This is a genomic window from Amycolatopsis sp. NPDC114504 (genome assembly GCF_055633595.1).
In genome coordinates, this window is the sequence record NZ_JBVKDU010000006.1 from 923,697 (window position 1) to 940,014 (window position 16,318).

A 16,318-nucleotide genomic window follows, 5' to 3' on the forward strand; every position below is an offset into this window, starting at 1 on the left:
GGTCAGCAGAACCAGCCGGCCTGGATCCAGCCGCGCTGGTTCACGTGACCCATCGCGTAGCCCTCGGCCCAGTCGCCGCTGGGCGAGTACCGCGACAGCTCGAAGTGGTCACCGCGGTAGAGGGTGCCGACGATGACGCCGGCCGGCTGCGTCCGGACGTAGAGGTCCTGGGCGCAGATTTCGTGCACGGTGCCGGCCTCCGCCGCGGGGGCGGCGGCGATCGCCGCGGCAATGGTGAGTGCCGCGGCCAGGGTGGCGCGTTTCATCGGTTCCCTTTCAGCTCAAGGAGAAGCAGTCGCGGAGCACGAAGCCCCACTTGCTCGTGCCGTGCCAGAAGACGTCGGCGGAGTTGTGATCGGAGGTGATGTAGCGGACGCCGATGTAGTTGCCCTGCACGAGCGTCGCGATCGGGTCGGAATGGCCCTGGCCGGGGGTGTAGTTGCCGAAGAGGGTGGCGGTCTGGCAGGTGATGTGCGCGGCGCGGGTCGGCACCCAGGGGTCACCGATGGTGCCGCTTCCACTTTGGACGGTCGCTTCGGCGGGCGCGACCACCAGTCCCGCCGCGGCGACGGCGAGGAGTGCGGCCGCACAGGTTCGCTTGATCATTTCGGTCCTTTCCGGACGGACGAAAGTGCCGTCTGGAAAGAACTACCTCGCGGCGAGGTGCGGCGGAAGCCCACACGATGACCGGGCGTGCACACTTCGGGTCCAGCTGAGCAGCGGCGAGGTCGTGAGTGGGAAACAGGGTTAGAACACTGTTTCTCACTCACGACCGGCCGCGGCAGACCCACTGCCCGCCGGTGTCGCGAAGCGGCGCAAGCCCGGCGTGCCCGCACCCACCAGCACCACCGCGGCCACGCACAACACCCCGCCGCTCACCAAAGCCGCCGCTCCCGAGGTGACCCCCGCGACCAGACCGCCCCGCAGGTTGCCGAGGTCCGGACCCGCCTGGCCGACGATCTGCTCCGCCGCCGCGACCCGGCCGAGCAGTGCGTCCGGCGTGTTGAGCTGGACCAGCGCCCCACGGGAAACCACCGAAACCGTGTCCGCCGCGCCCGCCAGGACCAGGCACGCCAGGCCCACCCGCGGGTCCGGTGCCAGCCCGAACACCACCAGCGCCCCGCCCCACGCCGCCGATCCCGCCAGCATCACCAGGCCCGGCCGCGGCAGCCGGGTGAACGTCCCCGAAAACACCGAGGCCGCCACCCCGCCCACCGCGATCGCCGACAGGAACAGTCCCAGCGTCCGCGGGTCGCCGGCGAACTTCTCCGCGTTCACCAGCGGGAACAGGCTGATCGGCATCGACAGGACCGTCGCCGCCAGGTCGGTCAGCAGCGCTCCCCGGACGACCGGCGTGCGCACCAGGAACGCCAGCCCGTCCAGCACCCCGCGCAGCCCCGGCCGGGACAGTTCGCCGTCGGGGCGCATCGGCGGGAGGCCGATGACGCCGTAGAACGCCATCGCGAACGTCAGCGCGTCGACCAGGTAGCAGCCGCCCACCCCGAACCGGCCCAGCAGGAGCCCGGCCAGCGCCGGGCCGAGCAGCATCGCGCCCTGGAACGCGATCCGGTTCAGCGCCAGCCCGGCCGGGAGCTGCTCCGGCGTCAGCAGCCGCGGGACGAACGTGCGTGCCGCCGGCCCGCCGCCAGCGACGAAGCACGACTGCGCGGCCACCAGCCCCAGCACGGCCAGGACCGGCACGTCGCCGAGAAACCCCTGCACCGCGAGGAGAACCGAGCAGCCGGCCTGTCCCGCGGTGGTGAGCAGCGCGAACTTCCGCCGGTCGACGCGGTCCACCAGCGAGCCGGCGAACAGCCCGAACACGACCACCGGCAGCGCCTGGGCGAGCCCGACGGCCCCGGTCCAGATCGTGCTCCGGGTCTGTTCCCAGACCTGGAACATCACGGCGACGAGCGTCATCTGCGCCCCGAAGCCCGAGAAGACCCGGCCCAGCCAGAGCCTCCTGAAGGCCGGCGACACGCGAAGCGGGGTCAGGTCGACGAAAGCACCGGTCAGGGACACGGGCCAAATTGTAACAGCGCTTATGTAATCCGGAACTCCAGCAGGAACCGCCCTTCGCTCACGTCGGTCACGCCATCGAGCACCAGCCCGTTGGCGGCGGCGAGCTCACGGAATTCGGCCACCTGGCGCTCCCGGCCGCCGAAGCTGACGAGCATGGCCAGGTCCATGTCGGTGCGACCGCGCCGCCCGCCGACCGCCTCGACGACCAGCACCCGGCCGTCCGGACGGGCCGCCTCGACGCAGCGGGCCAGCACTCGACCGGCGGGCTCGTCGTCCCAGTTGTGCAGGATGTCGCACAGCAGGTAGGCGTCCGCGCCGGCCGGGAGCGGGTCGAAGAAGCTGCCCGCGAGCACCGAAGCCCGGTCCTCGAGCCCGTGCGCGGCGAAGGTCCGGGCGGCCGTGGAGACGTCGAGGTCGACCAGCCGGCCTCGCATCCCGGGGTGGGCCGCCAGGATCGCGGCGAGCGCCGTCCCGGGACCCCCGCCGACGTCGACGACCGTGGCGAACCGGCCCCAGTCGTAGCCGGCCGCGAGCTGCGGGGCCTCGGCGCGCAGCCGGTGCGCCATCTGCCGGTCGAACGACTCGCGCAGCGGCGGGTGCTCGGCGAGGTCGGCCCAGAAGTCCCGCCCGTACCGGCGGTCGTAGCCGGCCTCCCCGGTGGTGACGCTGTGCAGGAGCTCGACGAACGCCAGCTCGGCGCGCCCGCCCGCCGTGTCGAGGTTGAGCAGGACGCTGGTCAGGGTGTCGCCGCAGAGGTGCTCACCGTAGGCCGTGGTCCGGTAGCCGGCGGCCGTCCGCTCGAAGAACCCCAGTGTCGTGAGGTGCCCCAGCAGCAGCCCGAGCGGGACCGGCGCGACCCCGAGGTCCTCCGCGAGCCGATCCACGGCGACGTCATCGCGGAGCCGGTCCGGCAGGCCGAGAGTCACCGCGACGCGCAGCGCCATGGGTGTCGCGAGACTCGCCATGGCCCGGATCGTGTTCGCCTCGTCACTCCCCATGACGAACATGGTGACAGCGGCACGATTCCCTCCACAAGGGACCGCCGGTGACCGGATGACCACTACGGGCAAAGGGAAGCGGTTTGGAAGCCGGTTCGGGCAAGATCGGCCGCAATCCGAACCTGAGGAGTCGAACCATGAGAGCCCGCGTGTTCCAGGCCGTCATCGGCACGGCCTTCCTGGCTGTCTTCGTCCTCGCGCCCGCCGCCCAGGCGGCCGAGAAGCCGCCCCAGACCGGCCCGTCCATCGGCGTCGGTCCCTACATCGGCGACTCGCCGAGGCCCGGGACGGCCAGCGCGGAAACCAGGTAGCCCGCGCGCAGGACGGCGTCGCGCAGCAGCGCGCCGCTGTCCCGCACCCGGGCCGGGGCGAGCACGAACCCCGCGTTGGTGTGCTCGCCCCACCCCGTCATCACGTGCGGCTCGCCGAACCCGCGGATCGGGCACGGCAGCGGCGGCGCCACGGGCACGTGCGCGTCGCTGGCCAGCAGGCTGACGTCCGCGCGGGCCGCCTGCTCCGGCACGACCCGCGCGGCCCGGTCCGGCGGCGCCTGGTGCGCCACGACGAGTGCCCGCGGGACCCCCAGTCCCGCGGCCACCCGCCGCTGCGCCAGCCGGTAGGCGACCAACGCGCCGAGCCCCGCGCCGAACAGCACGTGCGGGCGGGCGAGCACCCCGGCCAGCTCCGCCGCGAGGGACTCCACCAGCAGCCACATGTCCCGGTACGAGTGCTCCTCCCGGCGCTCGCCCCGGCCCGGCAGCTCGACGACGTGCACCGCGATCCGCGGATCGCGCCAGGCCCGGTACCGCCCGGCTGCTTCCCCCGCGTCCGGGAAGCAGACGAACAGCAGCCGTCCGTCGTCGTCGGTGTCCACCCGCGGCCCCCTTTTCTCCTCGGCCGGGGATAGGGTCGGCCACGGCACTTCCGTTCCGCTTCGGTCGGCCTTCTGGGGGCTCCACGTGCGCTACCGCCTGCTCGGGCCGGTCACGGTCCTCGGCGATGCCGGTGCCGTCCGGCCCGGCGGCCAGAAGCAGACTTCCGTGCTGGCCGCGCTCCTGCTGAACCCGAACCGCGTGGTCAGCGAAGATCGGCTCATCGACCTCACCTGGGGTGAGAACGCGCCGCCGAGCGTCCGCGGGCGGCTGCAGGTGCACGTCTCGGAGCTGCGGAAGCTCCTCGGCCGCGACGTCATCGTCCGGCGCGCGCCCGGCTACGTGATCGAGGTCGCTCCCGGTGACCGGGACCTCGACGTGTTCGACGACGAGGTCGCCCAGGCCAGGGCGACGTCCGGCGCGGCGGCCGTCGCGCACCTGCGGGCCGCGCTGGCGCTGTGGGAAGGCACCCCGCTCGGTGGGGTGAGCGAGCCGCTGGCCGAGCACGAAGGCCCGGCGCTGACCGAACGCCGGCTCGTCGTGCTGGAGGAGCTCTACGAGCAGGAACTGGCCTCGGGCCGGCACGCCGAGGTCGTCGGCGAGCTGCGCCGGCTCGTCGAGGAGCAGCCGTTCCGGGAACGGCTGCGGGCCGCGCTGATGCTCGCGCTGCACCGCTGTGGCCGCACGCCGGAAGCCCTCGAGACCTACGCGCGGGCGCACGAGCTGCTGGTGGCCGAGCTCGGCATCGAACCCGGCCAGGCCCTGCGCGACCTGCGGATGCGAATCCTGCGCGGCGAAGGCGAACCGGCGCCGGCCGCGGTCCCGGTCGTGCCGCGGCCCGCCGAGCTGCCGCTGGACGTCCGCGGGTTCACCGGCCGGGCGCCGGAGCTGGCCGCGCTCGACGAGCCGGGCGACGTCTGGGTGATCACCGGCACCGCCGGCGTCGGCAAGACCGCGCTGGCCGTGCACTGGGCCCACACCGCGCGGGCGGGCTTCCCCGACGGCCAGCTGTACGTGAACCTGCGCGGCTTCGACGCCGACGACGAGCCGCTCACGCCCGCCGCCGCGCTCGCCCAGCTGCTGCGCACCCTCGGCGTCGACCTGCGGGACGTGCCGCCGGGCATCGACGACCAGAGCAAGCTCTACCGGTCGCTGCTGGCCGACCGGCAGGCGCTGGTGGTGCTGGACAACGCGCGCGACGCCGCCCAGGTACTGCCGCTGCTGCCGTCGTCGGGCCGGGTGCTGGTGACCAGCCGCCACCGGCTCGACGAGCTCGTCGCGCGCACCGGCGCGCGGTCGCTCGGCCTGACGCAGCTGCCCGAGGACGACTCGCGCGCGCTGCTGACCGTCCTGCTCGGCGAACGGGTGGCCACCGAGCCCGAGGCGGCGGCCGAGCTGGCCCGGCTCTGCGGGCACCACCCGCTCGCCCTGCGGATCGCGGCGGCGAACACCGGGGTCGCGAGCCTCGGCGAGCTCGTCGAGGAGCTGCGCGGCGACCCCCTGGCCCAGCTCGGCTTCGACGGGACGGGCGAAAGCGCCGTCGCGAAGGCGTTCTCGGTGTCCTACCAGGCGTTGCCGCCCGGGCTGCGGCACGCGTTCCGGCTGCTGGCGCTGGTGCCGGGCGCCGACTTCACGGCGGTCGCCGCGGCGGGCCTGCTGGACGTGCCGGCCGAGGAGGCGACCCGGCGGCTGCGCGGGCTGGCCGCGGCGAACCTCCTGGAGGCGCACGCGCCGCGGCGCTACCGGTTCCACGACCTCGCCCGGCGCTACGCCGAGCGGTGCGTCCGCGCCGACGAAGACGAAGTCGCACGCGAAAAGGCGTGGGAGCGGCTGTTCACCGGCTACTGCGCGGCCGCGGACGCCGCCGTCGCGCTGTTCGGCGCCCGGATCGTGACGCTCCCCCGAGAAGACGCCCCGGCGGCGCCGAGCCCGGTCGAGTTCGCCGACGCCGCCGAAGCCGTGGCCTGGCTGGACGTCGAGGTGCCGAACCTGGCGGCGGCGCTGCGGCTGGCGGCGACGCGGGGGCCGTACCCCGCCGCCTGGTACCTCGCCGACGCCCTGCGGCGGTTCTTCCACGACCACGGGCGCCGCGCGGAGTGGCTGGAGCTCGCGCCGATCGTGCTGAACGCGGCGCGGGAGCACGGCGCCCGGCCGGCCGAGGCGCTGGTGCACCTGTCGATCGGCGGCGCGTACTTCCGCGAAGGCCAGCACGAGGCGGGCATCCGGCACTCGGAGAAGGCGGTGCTGGCCAGCCGGGCGTGCGGCTGGCGCGAGTGCGAGGCGACGGCGGTCGCGAACCTGGGCTCGATGCTGGAGTGGACCGGCCGGCTGTCGGAAGCGGTCGAACACAGCCGGCGGGCGATCCAGCTGTTCCGCGAGCTGGCCAACTCCTCGGGCGAGGCGCTCGCGCTGAACTCGCTGAGCTGCCACTACCGGCAGCTGGGCCGGCTGGAGCAGGCCGAGGACTGCCTGTGCGAGGCGGTCGCGCTGTGCCGCCGGAAGGACCTGCGGTTCTGGGAGGCCGCGAACCTCGCCGACCTCGGCTGGGTGCTGCTGGAGACCGGACGCTTCGAGGAGGCGGCCGAAGCGGTGGACGGATCGCTGAGCGCGTTCCGCGGCCTCGGTTCGAGCTTCGGCGAGGCGACCGCGCTGACCGCGTTGAGCGCGTTGCAGGGCGCCCGCGGCGACCACGCCGTGGCGGCCCGAACGGCGGAAGAGGCCCTGGACCGCGTCCGCCGCGACGGCGACCGCCAGGTGGAGGCGGCGGCGCTGATCGCGCTGGGCCGGGCGTCGGAAGCCGGCGGCGACCTGACGTCGGCGGAACGCGTGCTGAGCGAGGCACGGGAGCTGGCCGTGGAGTCGGGCCTGCGCGGCCAGCTGGCGGAGGCGTCGGCGACGCTGGCGTGGGTACTGGCGGCGGCCGGCCGGGTGCCGGAAGCGGGCGAGCACGCCCGGACGGCCCTCGACGCGGCCCGAGCGGGCGGCTACCGCCTGCTGGAGGCCCAGGCACTGCTCGGGCTGGCGGCAGTGGAGGGCGCGGCGGGCCGTTCGATGCTGGCCGACGGGACGGCGCGCGAGGCCAGGGGCCTGTACCGGTCGGTGGGACACGTGACGGGGGAAGCCCTCGCGGAGCGGTTCCTCGCGGACTTCGCCCGCCGCGCCACCGGATGACGCGGCCGAACCGCGTCCGGACGCCGGAAAAGCTCTGACCACGCGGGTTCTCACCGGCCGGACCCGGCGCGCGGTGTTACCTCCGGCCCGCCCGCGCGACATACTGAAGCCATGCCCCGTCCCAAACACGTCCCCGCGAGCGATCTCCGGCTCCCGGACGCACTGCAGCCGGGGCGGCCCAAGGGCGAGCAGCTCCGCGAGATCCTGGAGAGCGTCGCGACCGAGGCCGGCGCCGGGCGGCTGATGCCGTCCGAACGGTTCCTCGCCGAGCACTTCGGCGTCGCCCGCGGCACCGTGCGCCAGGAGATCAACCGCCTGGTCTCCGACGGCGTCCTCTACCGCCAGCACGGCACGGCGACGTTCACCGCCGAGCGCCAGGCCGCGCACATCGACATGCTCACGTCGTTCACCGAGGACATGAAGGCCCGCGGGGTGAGCCCCAAGACGAAGGTGCTGCACGCCGAGGTCGAGCGCGCGATGCCCCGCCTGGCCGGACGCCTCAACGTCCCCCCGGGCGCGCGCGTGTTCCGGCTGGAACGCCTGCGTTACGTCGACGACGAGCCGTTCGCGGTCGAGCGCACGAACCTGTCCGTCGACCGGTTCCCCGACATCGAGCTGTTCGACTGGGAGACGCAGTCCCTGCACCGCACCCTCGAGGAGCGCTGGGGCGTGCACGCGGAGTGGAACGACACGGCGATCTCCGCGGTCCTCCCCGACAGCGGCGACGCCGCCCTGCTCGACATCGAGCCCACCCAGCCGTGCCTGATCATCGAGGGCACGCTGCACGACCAGGGCGGCGGCGTGATCGAAGCGGGCCGCTCGCTCTACCGCGCGGACCGCTACACCGTGTTCACCCAGGCGCGGCGGAGCCCGAGCTGACGTCGTGCGCGCGGAGCAGCTTCAGGCAGTGCTCCACCAGCACGTCCCCCGCGTCGGGGCCGAACAGCGTCACGTACGACTCGTAGACGCCGCCGCGGTGGCCGTCCGCGTCCGGGAGGTACCCCAGGTACCCGTCGGTGTAGCCGATCACCCGCGTGTGCCGGAACGGGCTCCCCCGCCGGATCCGCAGCCCCAGCGACGCGAACAGCTCGAACGGCGTGTGCAGCCACGCGATCTCCCCCAGCGTCACCACGCTGACCGGAACCTCCGCGCAGCCCGTCGGCCGGCCGGTGGCCGCCATCGCCGCGAGCATCGCGCAGCCCTCGTACCGGGTCCGCGCGATCCGGACCGCCGGGTGGTCCTCGCCGTGGTGGGCCAGCTCGCGCTGCCACTCGCGCTCGGCCGACTGCCGCAGCTCCAGGCTGTCCTCCAGCGACGGCACCTCGCGGTAGGGCAGGTGCAACGTCGAGCGGGACAGCCGGATCGGGCCGGTTTCCGCCGTCGCGGAGGCGGCCGCGAGCGTCCGGGCGATCGACGTCGCGAGGTGGCCGCCGAGGGTGCGGACCTCGTCGTGGTCGCGCCCGCGCCGGACGAACCGGGAGCTCGCGTCGCCCGCCGCGCCCTGCAGGAACGCCGCCACCGGCTGCCCGATCAGGGCCGCCAGCTCGCGCCGCGTCGCGCCCGGCCAGTCCGCCGACCACCGGAGGTTGTCGGGCCCGAGCACCGTCGGGTGGCTGGCGTAGTCGAACAGCAGCGCGGCCGGCGAACCGTCGTCGCGGCGCAGCTCCAGCACGCCGAACGACGTGTCGTGCGGCCCGTCCGGCCGGTAGCGGTTGCCGCCGACGGCCTCCGTCGATCCCGCGTGCCAGCTGGCCCGGACGCGGCCCCGGCACGCGCGCAGCCGCAGCGCCGCGCCGGTGACCGTCTCCGCCATGCGGCCGACCAGCCCCGCGTCGCGACGCCCCGGCAGCCCGGGGTGCAGCGGGCCGGTCCAGCCCTCGGGCCCGGAGTGCGTGTGCGACGCGCAGACGAGCACCCGTCCCTGGTCGATGCCCACGGCGGCCGCGACGGCCTCGGCCAGGGTGCGGGTGAGGCCGGCGTCGACCGCGAGCGCGTCGAGCGCCACCCACAGCACCCCGGGGTCGTCTTCGGTGGACAGCCAGATCAGCGACGCCTCGAGGTCGTCGTGCGTACCGGTCGCGACGCCGTCCCTGGCCACGTAGCCACCCAGCGGGTGCCCCGGCCCCGGAGTGATCCGGACGTCTTGCGCGGCGAGCAGGAGCGAGGCGGTCACCAGGTGGATTCCAGGACGTCGACGACACCGTCGCGGCCGGCGGCGCGAGCCACCCCGGCGAGCTCGGTGACGTCGCCGGTCGTGTGCAGCAGGACCTCCAGCAGCATCGGCAGGTTGAGCCCGGAGACCAGCTGGATGCGCGGGTGCGCGGCGGCGAGCGTGCGGACGGCGTTGAACGGCGAGCCGCCGTGCAGGTCGGCCAGCACGAGCACGCCGGGGGCGTCGCCGGCCAGGCCGAGCACCCGGAGGCCGAACTCCTCGGGGCTGTCGCGCGAGCTCAGCTCGCAGACCTTCAGCCGCGACTGCGGGCCGAGGATCATTTCGGCGGCTTCCCCCACGCCGGAGGGCAGGCGCCCGTGTCCGGCGAGGATGATCGGAACAGACATGGCGGTGTCTCCCTAACTCTTCACCGGCGCCGACGGCGCGAACCAGCCGAGCCACCCCAGGGCCACTCCGGCGACGACGACGATGGCGATGGTCCAGACGGGCCGCAGACGGGCCTTGGCCGTCAGCAGGTACACCCCGGCGGTGACGAGCACCGGCAGCAGGAACGGGACGAGCTCGTCGAGCCGGTCCTGGATCGCGACGGCCTGCGTCACCGGCTGCCCCTGGACCGTCGTGGTCTGGCGGTAGGTCAGCGTGGTGACGACCTTGACGATCGACGGGACGAACCCGCCGAGCACGACGAACCCGAGCACGGTCGCCCCCTGCGCGACGCGGGCGAGCGCGCCGGCGGCGAGGTGGCCGGCCAGCCGTTTCCCTTCGCGGTAGGCGAACCCGAACTGCCAGCGCCGCACCAGCGCGTACGGCACGAGCACCATGACTGCCGCGAAGGCGGGGCCGAGCCAGTTGCCCTGCAGCGCCCACGACGCGCCCATGGTGAAGACGATGCTGTTGTACAGCGCGAAGACGAGGGTGTCGCCGATGCCGGCCATCGGCCCCATCAGCGCGACCTTCGTGCTCGCGGCCGACTTCGGCGTGCCCGCTTCCTCCAGCGCGACGCTCGAGCCGAGGATCAGCGGGCCGCCGATGAGCACCGAGGTGTTGAAGAACTGGAGGTGCCGCTGCAGACCGGCGACGTAGTCGGCCTTCTCCGGGTAGAGCCGGCGCAGCGCCGGTTCCATCGAGTACGCGAACCCGAGCGCCTGCATCCGTTCGTAGTTCCAGGAGATCTGGCTCGACCAGAAGTACCGGCGGAAGACGCGGCGCAGGTCCTGCTTCGTCAGCCGCGGGTCCACAGTGTCCTTTTCGGACTCTTCGGGCTCGTCCTCGGAAGTCTCCGGGACCACTACGGCCGGCTCGTCGCGCTTCAGCGTCACGAACAGCATCGCGACCGCGACGCCGATCAGCGCGATGCCCAGCAGCGGCACGTGGAGGTAGGCGAACGCGACGAACCCGATCAGCAGCAGGTACCAGTACCGCGACAGCTCCATCATGCCGAGCAGCAGCGCGAACCCGACGGCGGGAAGCAGCGACCCGGCGAGCGACATGCCCTGCACGAAGCCGGCCGGGATGCTCGCGGTGATGTCCTTGACCAGGTCACCGGACGCGGCGAGCGCGGCGAGGAACGTCGGGACCGCGCGCACCGCCACCCACGGCACCAGGCTGACCCAGTGGATCAGCGCGAGGCCGCGCGCGTTGCCGTCGGCGGCGTACCCGTCCGCTCGGTGGACCAGCGCGGTCGTGATGATCTTGCCGACCGGGTCGAGCGTGGAGAGCAGGAGCGCGGCCGGCAGCCCGACGCCGAGCCCGATCGCGACCTGCGCGGACGTCCCGCCGGCGGCACCCGCGGCCAGCGCGGTGCCGACGATCGCACCGGTCTGGTAGTCCGGGATGGTCGCGCCGCCGTAGGTGTAGACGCCCAGCGCGGCCAGCTCCAGCGTCGCGCCGATCATCAGGCCGAGCAGCGGGTGCCCGACGATCAGCCCGGCCACCGAACCGGCGATGAGCGGGCGCTGGGCGTAGATGAGGAACGGGCCGAGCCCGTCGTAGGTGCAGTAGATCGCCCACAGAGTCAGGGCCAGCGCGACGAGCATGCGGGGCTAGAGCCCTTTCCGGTCGAGGAACGGGACGAAATCGGCGGGCTTGTCGTGCGGCATCAGCTGCGTGACCAGCGGGACTCCGGTGGCGGCGAGCTTGCGGTAGGCGTCGGCCTCGTCCGCGGTGACCGCGATCGAGCGCGTGACCATGGTGTAGCCGGTGCCGGGCCGGGGCGCGACGTTGCCGACGTTGACCGTGCCGGGCCGCAGCCCGCCCTCGACCAGGCGGAAGGCGTCTTCGGGGTGCTTCGCGAGGATCATGACGTCGTCACCGGTGGCCAGTTCGAGCGCTTCGGCGACGGTGCAGACGTCGGTGGGCAGCCCGCGGGCGGCCTGCGGGAGCAGCACCCGCTGCAGGTCGTCGGCCGCGACCTCGTCGTTGCAGACGACCAGCCGGCGCACGCCGAGCCGCCGGGTCCACGCGACGGTGACCTGGCCGTGGATCAGCCGGTTGTCGATCCGGACGTGTGCCCCCGCCATGTGTCTCCTCCCGGCCGGCAGCACCCATCCTGGTTCGTACCAGTAGTTGTGTCAACGCTGTCCGTGACCGGAGGTTCGCACGACGGCTTCGCGCGACCGACGGAAGGACCCCTCAGACCTTCCGTCGGCCCGCGAGCGCGAAGCCCCCTCGGATATTTCCCGGACCCTCCCATAAAGGTATATACCAGTATGAACGTCCGAGATCGACTGTCAAGACCCGTACCGCTCAGTGGTCCGGAAAGATCATTTCAATCGCTCGACCGAAATCTCGTGGGCGATTCACTCCAGGCTGTCCGTTCTTGTCAGTGACAGCCCGCTCACCCGCTGCCTATCATCCTCACTGGTCTAGACCGCACTTCTCGTCCCCTGTCGCACCGGGAAAGGCGGAACTCCCCCATGGCCAAGAGAACCTGGCGCCTCGCCGCGCTCAGCACCGCCCTCGTCTTCGCCACCGCCCTGCTGCCCTCGGCCGCCGCCGCGGGTGACGGCACCGAACAGCTGCCCGACCACCTGCGCCACCAGACCGCCACGGCCGCCGCGCGGCCGATGTCGACCGTCTGCGACGGCGACGGCTCCAGCGGCAAGCGCGTCCAGGCCCTCTACGTCCGCGGCAACACGCAGGCCGACCGCTACGCGCAGTTCGTCGGCCAGTTCCAGACCTTCGCGAGCCAGATCGACGACGGCTTCGTCGAGGCCGCGAGCCGGCTCGGCGGGGGCATCCGGCACGTCCGGTACGTCACCGACTCCAGCTGCCGGGCCACCGTGAACAACGTGACCATCGCCCAGGGTGACATGGCGTCCGTCGACACGATCACCAACGCCATCAAGGCCCAGGGCTACAACCGCGCCGACCGCAAGTACATCGTCTGGTACGACAAGGACGGCTGCGGCCTCGCGTTCGGCAACGGCGGCAACGACAGCCCCGGCTCGGGCAACCCGTACAACGCCGGCCCGCACTACGCCACGGTCGGCACCGGCTGCTGGTCCTGGCAGGCCACCGGGCACGAGCTGCTCCACACCCTCGGCGCCGTCCAGGGCAGCGCGCCGCACTCCAGCGCGTTCGGTCACTGCTGGGACGACGAGGACATCATGTGCTACGACGACGGCGGCCTCCCGAACCCGCCGGGCACCCTCGTGAAGGTCTGCCCGGGCGCGCCGGAGAACCAGTTCGACTGCCTCGGCGACGACTACTTCAACACCAGCCCGGCGCCCGGCAGCTACCTGGCGACGCACTGGAACGTCGCGACCAGCGCGTACCTGATCGCGAGCGGCAGCCCCTACCCGGCCGGCACCATCACCGGGGTCGCCGGCAAGTGCGTCGACGTCAGCGCGTCGAACACCGCCAACGGCACCGCCGTGCAGCTCTGGACCTGCAACACCACCGCCGCCCAGCGCTGGACCAGGCAGAACGGCACGATCCGCGCCCTCGGCAAGTGCCTCGACGTCTCCAACAGCGGCACCGCGGACGGCACACTCGTCCAGCTGTGGGACTGCAACGCCACCGGCGCGCAGACGTGGCAGGCGCGCTCCGACGGCACGCTGCTGAACCCGCAGTCGGGCAAGTGCCTCGACGCGCCGGGCGGGTCGACCGCCGACGGCACCCGGCTGCAGATCCGGACGTGCTCGGCGGCGGTCAACCAGCGCTGGGCGCTCGCCGGGTAACCCGGGGCGCAACCTGCTCGCGCCCCCGTCGTTAACGAGTGGTCAGTCCAGGGGAGGAACCATGCCGGCCGTCACATCGAACATCGTCCCGCTCCGGCACGCGCGCCCGGGCGTGGTCGCGTACGTGAAGAGCCCGGCGGAGTGGTTCGTCTCGAACAGCGGCTGGATCCAGGGCAGCGAAGGCGTCGTGCTGGTCGACACGTGCGGCACCGAGCAGGCGACGCTGGAGCTGATGCGCGACGTCCGCAAGTACGCGGGCGAGCAGGAGCTGACCGTCGTCGTCACGCACGCGCACGGCGAGCACCACAACGGCGTCGGGGTCGCGCTGCGCGAGGGCGGGACGGCGTTGGCCGCCCCCGGCAGCGTCGACCTGGTCAAGGCCGGGCCGCAGACCTACGGCAACGTCTTCACCTACACCCAGTGGGGCGTGCTCGAGCCCCCGGAGCCGGCCGCGGTCCGGCCGGTGACCGGCTGGCGCCGCCTCGACCTCGGCGACGCGGTCGCCGACGTCGTGGCGGTACCCGGCGTCGCGCACACCGCGGGCGACCTGGTGGTGCACGAGCCACGCTCGGGCACGCTGTTCACCGGCGACCTCGTGTCGGTCGGCGACACACCGCTGGCGGTCCACGGCTCGGTCCCGGGCTGGCTCGACGCGCTCGCCTGGCTGCAGGACACGTTCCGCCCGCGGACGGTCGTCCCGGGCCACGGCCCGGTGGCGACCCCCGGCCACAGCGCGCTGCACGCGATGCGCGTGTACCTGGAGTGGCTCCTCGAGGTGACGGAGCGTCAGACGGACTTCACGAGGCTGGCGAACCAGGCATCCCTGCGCTGGCCGACGTGGCGCAACCCCGAGCGCCACATCGGCAACCTGATGCGCGCGTACGCCGACCAGCACGCCCGAAAGCTGGACGTCGACCTGGCGATCGACGCGGTCCTGGCAGCCGCGGGCGGCCGCATCGACCTCGACTGCCTGCTGGGCGGGGAGCCGGTGCGCCGCATCTCCTAGCCTTGCTCCGGGGGTCGCTCACCTCGCCCGACGCGATGAGCGAGGCGGTCACGACGCTCGGGCCGGCGACCCCCGCGCACTGCCTCCCGTACACCGAGTGGCGACTCACCGGCGGCGGTGTCGCCATGACTCATTCGCGACCTCACCCGAGCCGCTCACCCGGCCCCGCCGGTGACGGCGCAAACCTCGCCTGGCGGCCTCGCCTGCCCCCTGTCGCCCGACGCGACGAACGAGGCGTTCATGACGCTCGGGCCGGCGACCCCCGCGCACTGCCTCCCGAGGATCGACTAGCGACCTGCGTGTCGCCGCAGCGAGCCAGCCCCGGCCGCCGACGCCATCGTCCGTGCTTGCTCCGGACGGTGGCTAATAAGTATCAGCCTTTGACAACCGTTCACCCCGGCGCCTGCAATGGTCTGGACAACTTGCGATCACCGGCCTCGACGAGGAGTCGCCCGTGCGCACCAGATCCTTCCTTCGACGACTCGCCACTCTCGGCGCCGCGGCCGCCGTCGCCGCCGGGCTCGTCGCCGCCCTCGCTCCGGCCGCCGATGCCGTGCCGGCCACCATTCCGCTGAAGATCACCAACAACTCCGGGCGCGCCGATCGGATCTACCTCTACGACCTCGGCACCTACCTGGCGACCGGGCAGCAGGGCTGGGCCGACGCGAACGGCGCCTTCCACGCCTGGCCCGGTGGCGGGAACCCGCCCGTCCCCGCGCCCGACGCGTCGATCGCCGGGCCCGCGAACGGCCAGTCGATCACCATCCGGATCCCGAAGTTCTCCGGCCGGATCTACTTCTCCTACGGGCAGAAGCTCGTGTTCAAGCTCGCCACCGGCGGGCTCGTGCAGCCGGCGGTCCAGAACCCGTCCGACCCGAACGTGAACATCCTCTTCAACTGGTCGGAGTACACGCTCAACGACGGCGGCCTCTGGCTCAACAGCACCCAGGTCGACATGTTCTCGGCGCCCTACGCGGTCGGCGTGCAGCCGGTCGGCGGCACCACGAAGAACACCGGCCACCTGAAAGCGGGCGGCTACAACGCTTTCCTGAACTCACTGCGCGGCCAAGCCGGCGGCTGGGCCGGCCTGATCCGGACGCGCTCCGACGGCACGGTCCTGCGCGCGCTCGCGCCGAGCCACGGCATCGAAGCCGGTGCCCTGCCCTCGAACGTGCTGCAGGACTACATCAACCGCGTCTGGACGAAGTACAGCTCGTCGACGCTGACCGTGACACCCGTCGCCGACCAGCCGAACGTCAAGTACTCCGGCCGGGTCTCGGGCAACGTCATGAACTTCACGAACACCTCCGGCGGGTTCGTGACGGCGTTCCAGAAACCCGACTCCGACAGCGTTTTCGGCTGCTACAAGAACCTCGACGCCCCGAACGACGTCCGCGGCCAGATCTCGCGCACGCTCTGCGCGGGCTTCAACCGCTCGACGCTGCTGACCAACGCGAACCAGCCGGACACGAGCCCGGCCGACTTCTACCAGGACGCCGTCACCAACCAGTACGCGAAGAAGATCCACGCGCAGATGGCGGACGGCAAGGCGTACGCGTTCGCCTTCGACGACGTGGGCCACTTCGAATCTCTCGTCAACGACGGGAACCCGGCGACCGCGTACCTGACCCTCGACCCGTTCGACTAAAGCCGGACCACGTCCGGCACCACCGGCGTATCCCCCAGGAACGTGCAGGCGGGTACGCCGGTGCTGTCCGGCACCGGCACCGCCTTGCCCACCTTGACGAGGACCGTCGGCTGCCCGCAGGCGGCGAGGTCCAGAACCAGCAACGGTATGACGAGCAGGATCTTCCGGATCCGCATAGCGGCTCACCCCGATTTTGTCTCCACACTCCCACCAGGGCACACGGCGGCCGTCACGCAGCGGTTCAGCG

16 protein-coding genes are annotated in these 16,318 nt (G+C 72.8%); 6 read left to right on the plus strand and 10 right to left on the minus strand.

The genetic code is table 11. The features are described from left to right. Positions 1 to 2: 2 nt before the first annotated feature. The 4 genes from ACZ7PG_RS45940 to ACZ7PG_RS45955 form a co-directional block, all read right to left on the minus strand. Positions 3 to 266, minus strand: a complete 264-nt coding sequence (locus tag ACZ7PG_RS45940; RefSeq protein ID WP_470245509.1) for an SH3 domain-containing protein — start codon at positions 264 to 266, stop codon at positions 3 to 5. 10 nt (positions 267 to 276) lie between these two features. After that, positions 277 to 606 (minus strand): hypothetical protein, encoded by a 330-nt coding sequence (locus ACZ7PG_RS45945; protein ID WP_470245510.1) that lies wholly within the window; start codon positions 604 to 606, stop codon positions 277 to 279. Between the two features lie 156 nt (positions 607 to 762). After that, a complete protein-coding gene (locus ACZ7PG_RS45950; protein ID WP_470245511.1) occupies positions 763 to 2,022 on the minus strand; it encodes an MFS transporter in 1,260 nt (419 codons plus the stop codon). 20 nt (positions 2,023 to 2,042) lie between these two features. Continuing rightward, entirely contained in the window at positions 2,043 to 3,020 is a 978-nt protein-coding gene (locus ACZ7PG_RS45955) for a methyltransferase (RefSeq protein ID WP_470245512.1), read from the minus strand. 137 nt (positions 3,021 to 3,157) lie between these two features. Between ACZ7PG_RS45955 and ACZ7PG_RS45960 the strand changes: the two genes are divergently transcribed. Further along, complete coding sequence (locus ACZ7PG_RS45960; protein WP_470245513.1) at positions 3,158 to 3,331, plus strand: hypothetical protein; 174 nt, start codon at positions 3,158 to 3,160, stop codon at positions 3,329 to 3,331. On the opposite strand, the gene ACZ7PG_RS45965 is transcribed toward ACZ7PG_RS45960, so the two are convergent. Continuing rightward, a complete protein-coding gene (locus ACZ7PG_RS45965; protein WP_470245514.1) occupies positions 3,280 to 3,894 on the minus strand; it encodes a thioesterase II family protein in 615 nt (204 codons plus the stop codon). The two genes, ACZ7PG_RS45960 and ACZ7PG_RS45965, sit on opposite strands and share 52 nt — an antisense overlap. Before the next feature lie 85 nt (positions 3,895 to 3,979). Here ACZ7PG_RS45965 and ACZ7PG_RS45970 point away from each other — a divergent pair, with 85 nt between their 5' ends. Further along, positions 3,980 to 7,063 carry an AfsR/SARP family transcriptional regulator gene (locus tag ACZ7PG_RS45970; RefSeq protein ID WP_470245515.1) on the plus strand — a complete coding sequence of 1,028 codons (3,084 nt, stop codon included), beginning with the start codon at positions 3,980 to 3,982 and terminating at the stop codon, positions 7,061 to 7,063. 111 nt (positions 7,064 to 7,174) lie between these two features. Then, positions 7,175 to 7,942 carry a GntR family transcriptional regulator gene (locus ACZ7PG_RS45975; RefSeq protein ID WP_470245516.1) on the plus strand — a complete coding sequence of 256 codons (768 nt, stop codon included), beginning with the start codon at positions 7,175 to 7,177 and terminating at the stop codon, positions 7,940 to 7,942. Here the strand turns inward: ACZ7PG_RS45975 and ACZ7PG_RS45980 are convergent. The 4 genes from ACZ7PG_RS45980 to ACZ7PG_RS45995 are packed head-to-tail and all read right to left on the minus strand — an operon-like array spanning position 7,914 to position 11,755. After that, the gene (locus ACZ7PG_RS45980; RefSeq protein ID WP_470245517.1) at positions 7,914 to 9,236 is read right to left on the minus strand and encodes a hypothetical protein; all 1,323 of its coding nucleotides are present in this window, start codon (positions 9,234 to 9,236) and stop codon (positions 7,914 to 7,916) included. The genes ACZ7PG_RS45975 and ACZ7PG_RS45980 overlap by 29 nt on opposite strands. Beyond that, the gene (locus ACZ7PG_RS45985) at positions 9,233 to 9,622 is read right to left on the minus strand and encodes a PTS sugar transporter subunit IIA (protein ID WP_470245518.1); all 390 of its coding nucleotides are present in this window, start codon (positions 9,620 to 9,622) and stop codon (positions 9,233 to 9,235) included. Before ACZ7PG_RS45985 ends, ACZ7PG_RS45980 begins: the two co-directional genes overlap by 4 nt. A 12-nt stretch (positions 9,623 to 9,634) precedes the next feature. Further along, positions 9,635 to 11,272, minus strand: coding sequence for a PTS system mannose/fructose/sorbose family transporter subunit IID (locus ACZ7PG_RS45990; protein ID WP_470245519.1), 1,638 nt, complete (start codon positions 11,270 to 11,272; stop codon positions 9,635 to 9,637). A 6-nt stretch (positions 11,273 to 11,278) separates the two neighbouring features. Then, positions 11,279 to 11,755, minus strand: coding sequence for a PTS sugar transporter subunit IIB (locus ACZ7PG_RS45995; RefSeq protein ID WP_470245520.1), 477 nt, complete (start codon positions 11,753 to 11,755; stop codon positions 11,279 to 11,281). 396 nt (positions 11,756 to 12,151) lie between these two features. Here ACZ7PG_RS45995 and ACZ7PG_RS46000 point away from each other — a divergent pair, with 396 nt between their 5' ends. The 3 genes from ACZ7PG_RS46000 to ACZ7PG_RS46010 all read left to right on the plus strand — a co-directional run bounded on the left by ACZ7PG_RS46000 (position 12,152) and on the right by ACZ7PG_RS46010 (position 16,071). Further along, positions 12,152 to 13,417 (plus strand): ricin-type beta-trefoil lectin domain protein, encoded by a 1,266-nt coding sequence (locus tag ACZ7PG_RS46000; protein WP_470245521.1) that lies wholly within the window; start codon positions 12,152 to 12,154, stop codon positions 13,415 to 13,417. A gap of 61 nt (positions 13,418 to 13,478) precedes the next feature. Further along, complete coding sequence (locus ACZ7PG_RS46005) at positions 13,479 to 14,423, plus strand: MBL fold metallo-hydrolase (protein ID WP_470245522.1); 945 nt, start codon at positions 13,479 to 13,481, stop codon at positions 14,421 to 14,423. Positions 14,424 to 14,877: 454 nt separating this feature from the next. Continuing rightward, entirely contained in the window at positions 14,878 to 16,071 is a 1,194-nt protein-coding gene (locus ACZ7PG_RS46010) for a glycoside hydrolase family 64 protein (protein ID WP_470245523.1), read from the plus strand. On the opposite strand, the gene ACZ7PG_RS46015 is transcribed toward ACZ7PG_RS46010, so the two are convergent. Beyond that, positions 16,068 to 16,247: a hypothetical protein gene (locus ACZ7PG_RS46015; protein ID WP_470245524.1), complete on the minus strand. Its 180-nt coding sequence runs from the start codon at positions 16,245 to 16,247 to the stop codon at positions 16,068 to 16,070. The two genes, ACZ7PG_RS46010 and ACZ7PG_RS46015, sit on opposite strands and share 4 nt — an antisense overlap. Positions 16,248 to 16,318 lie beyond the last annotated feature (71 nt).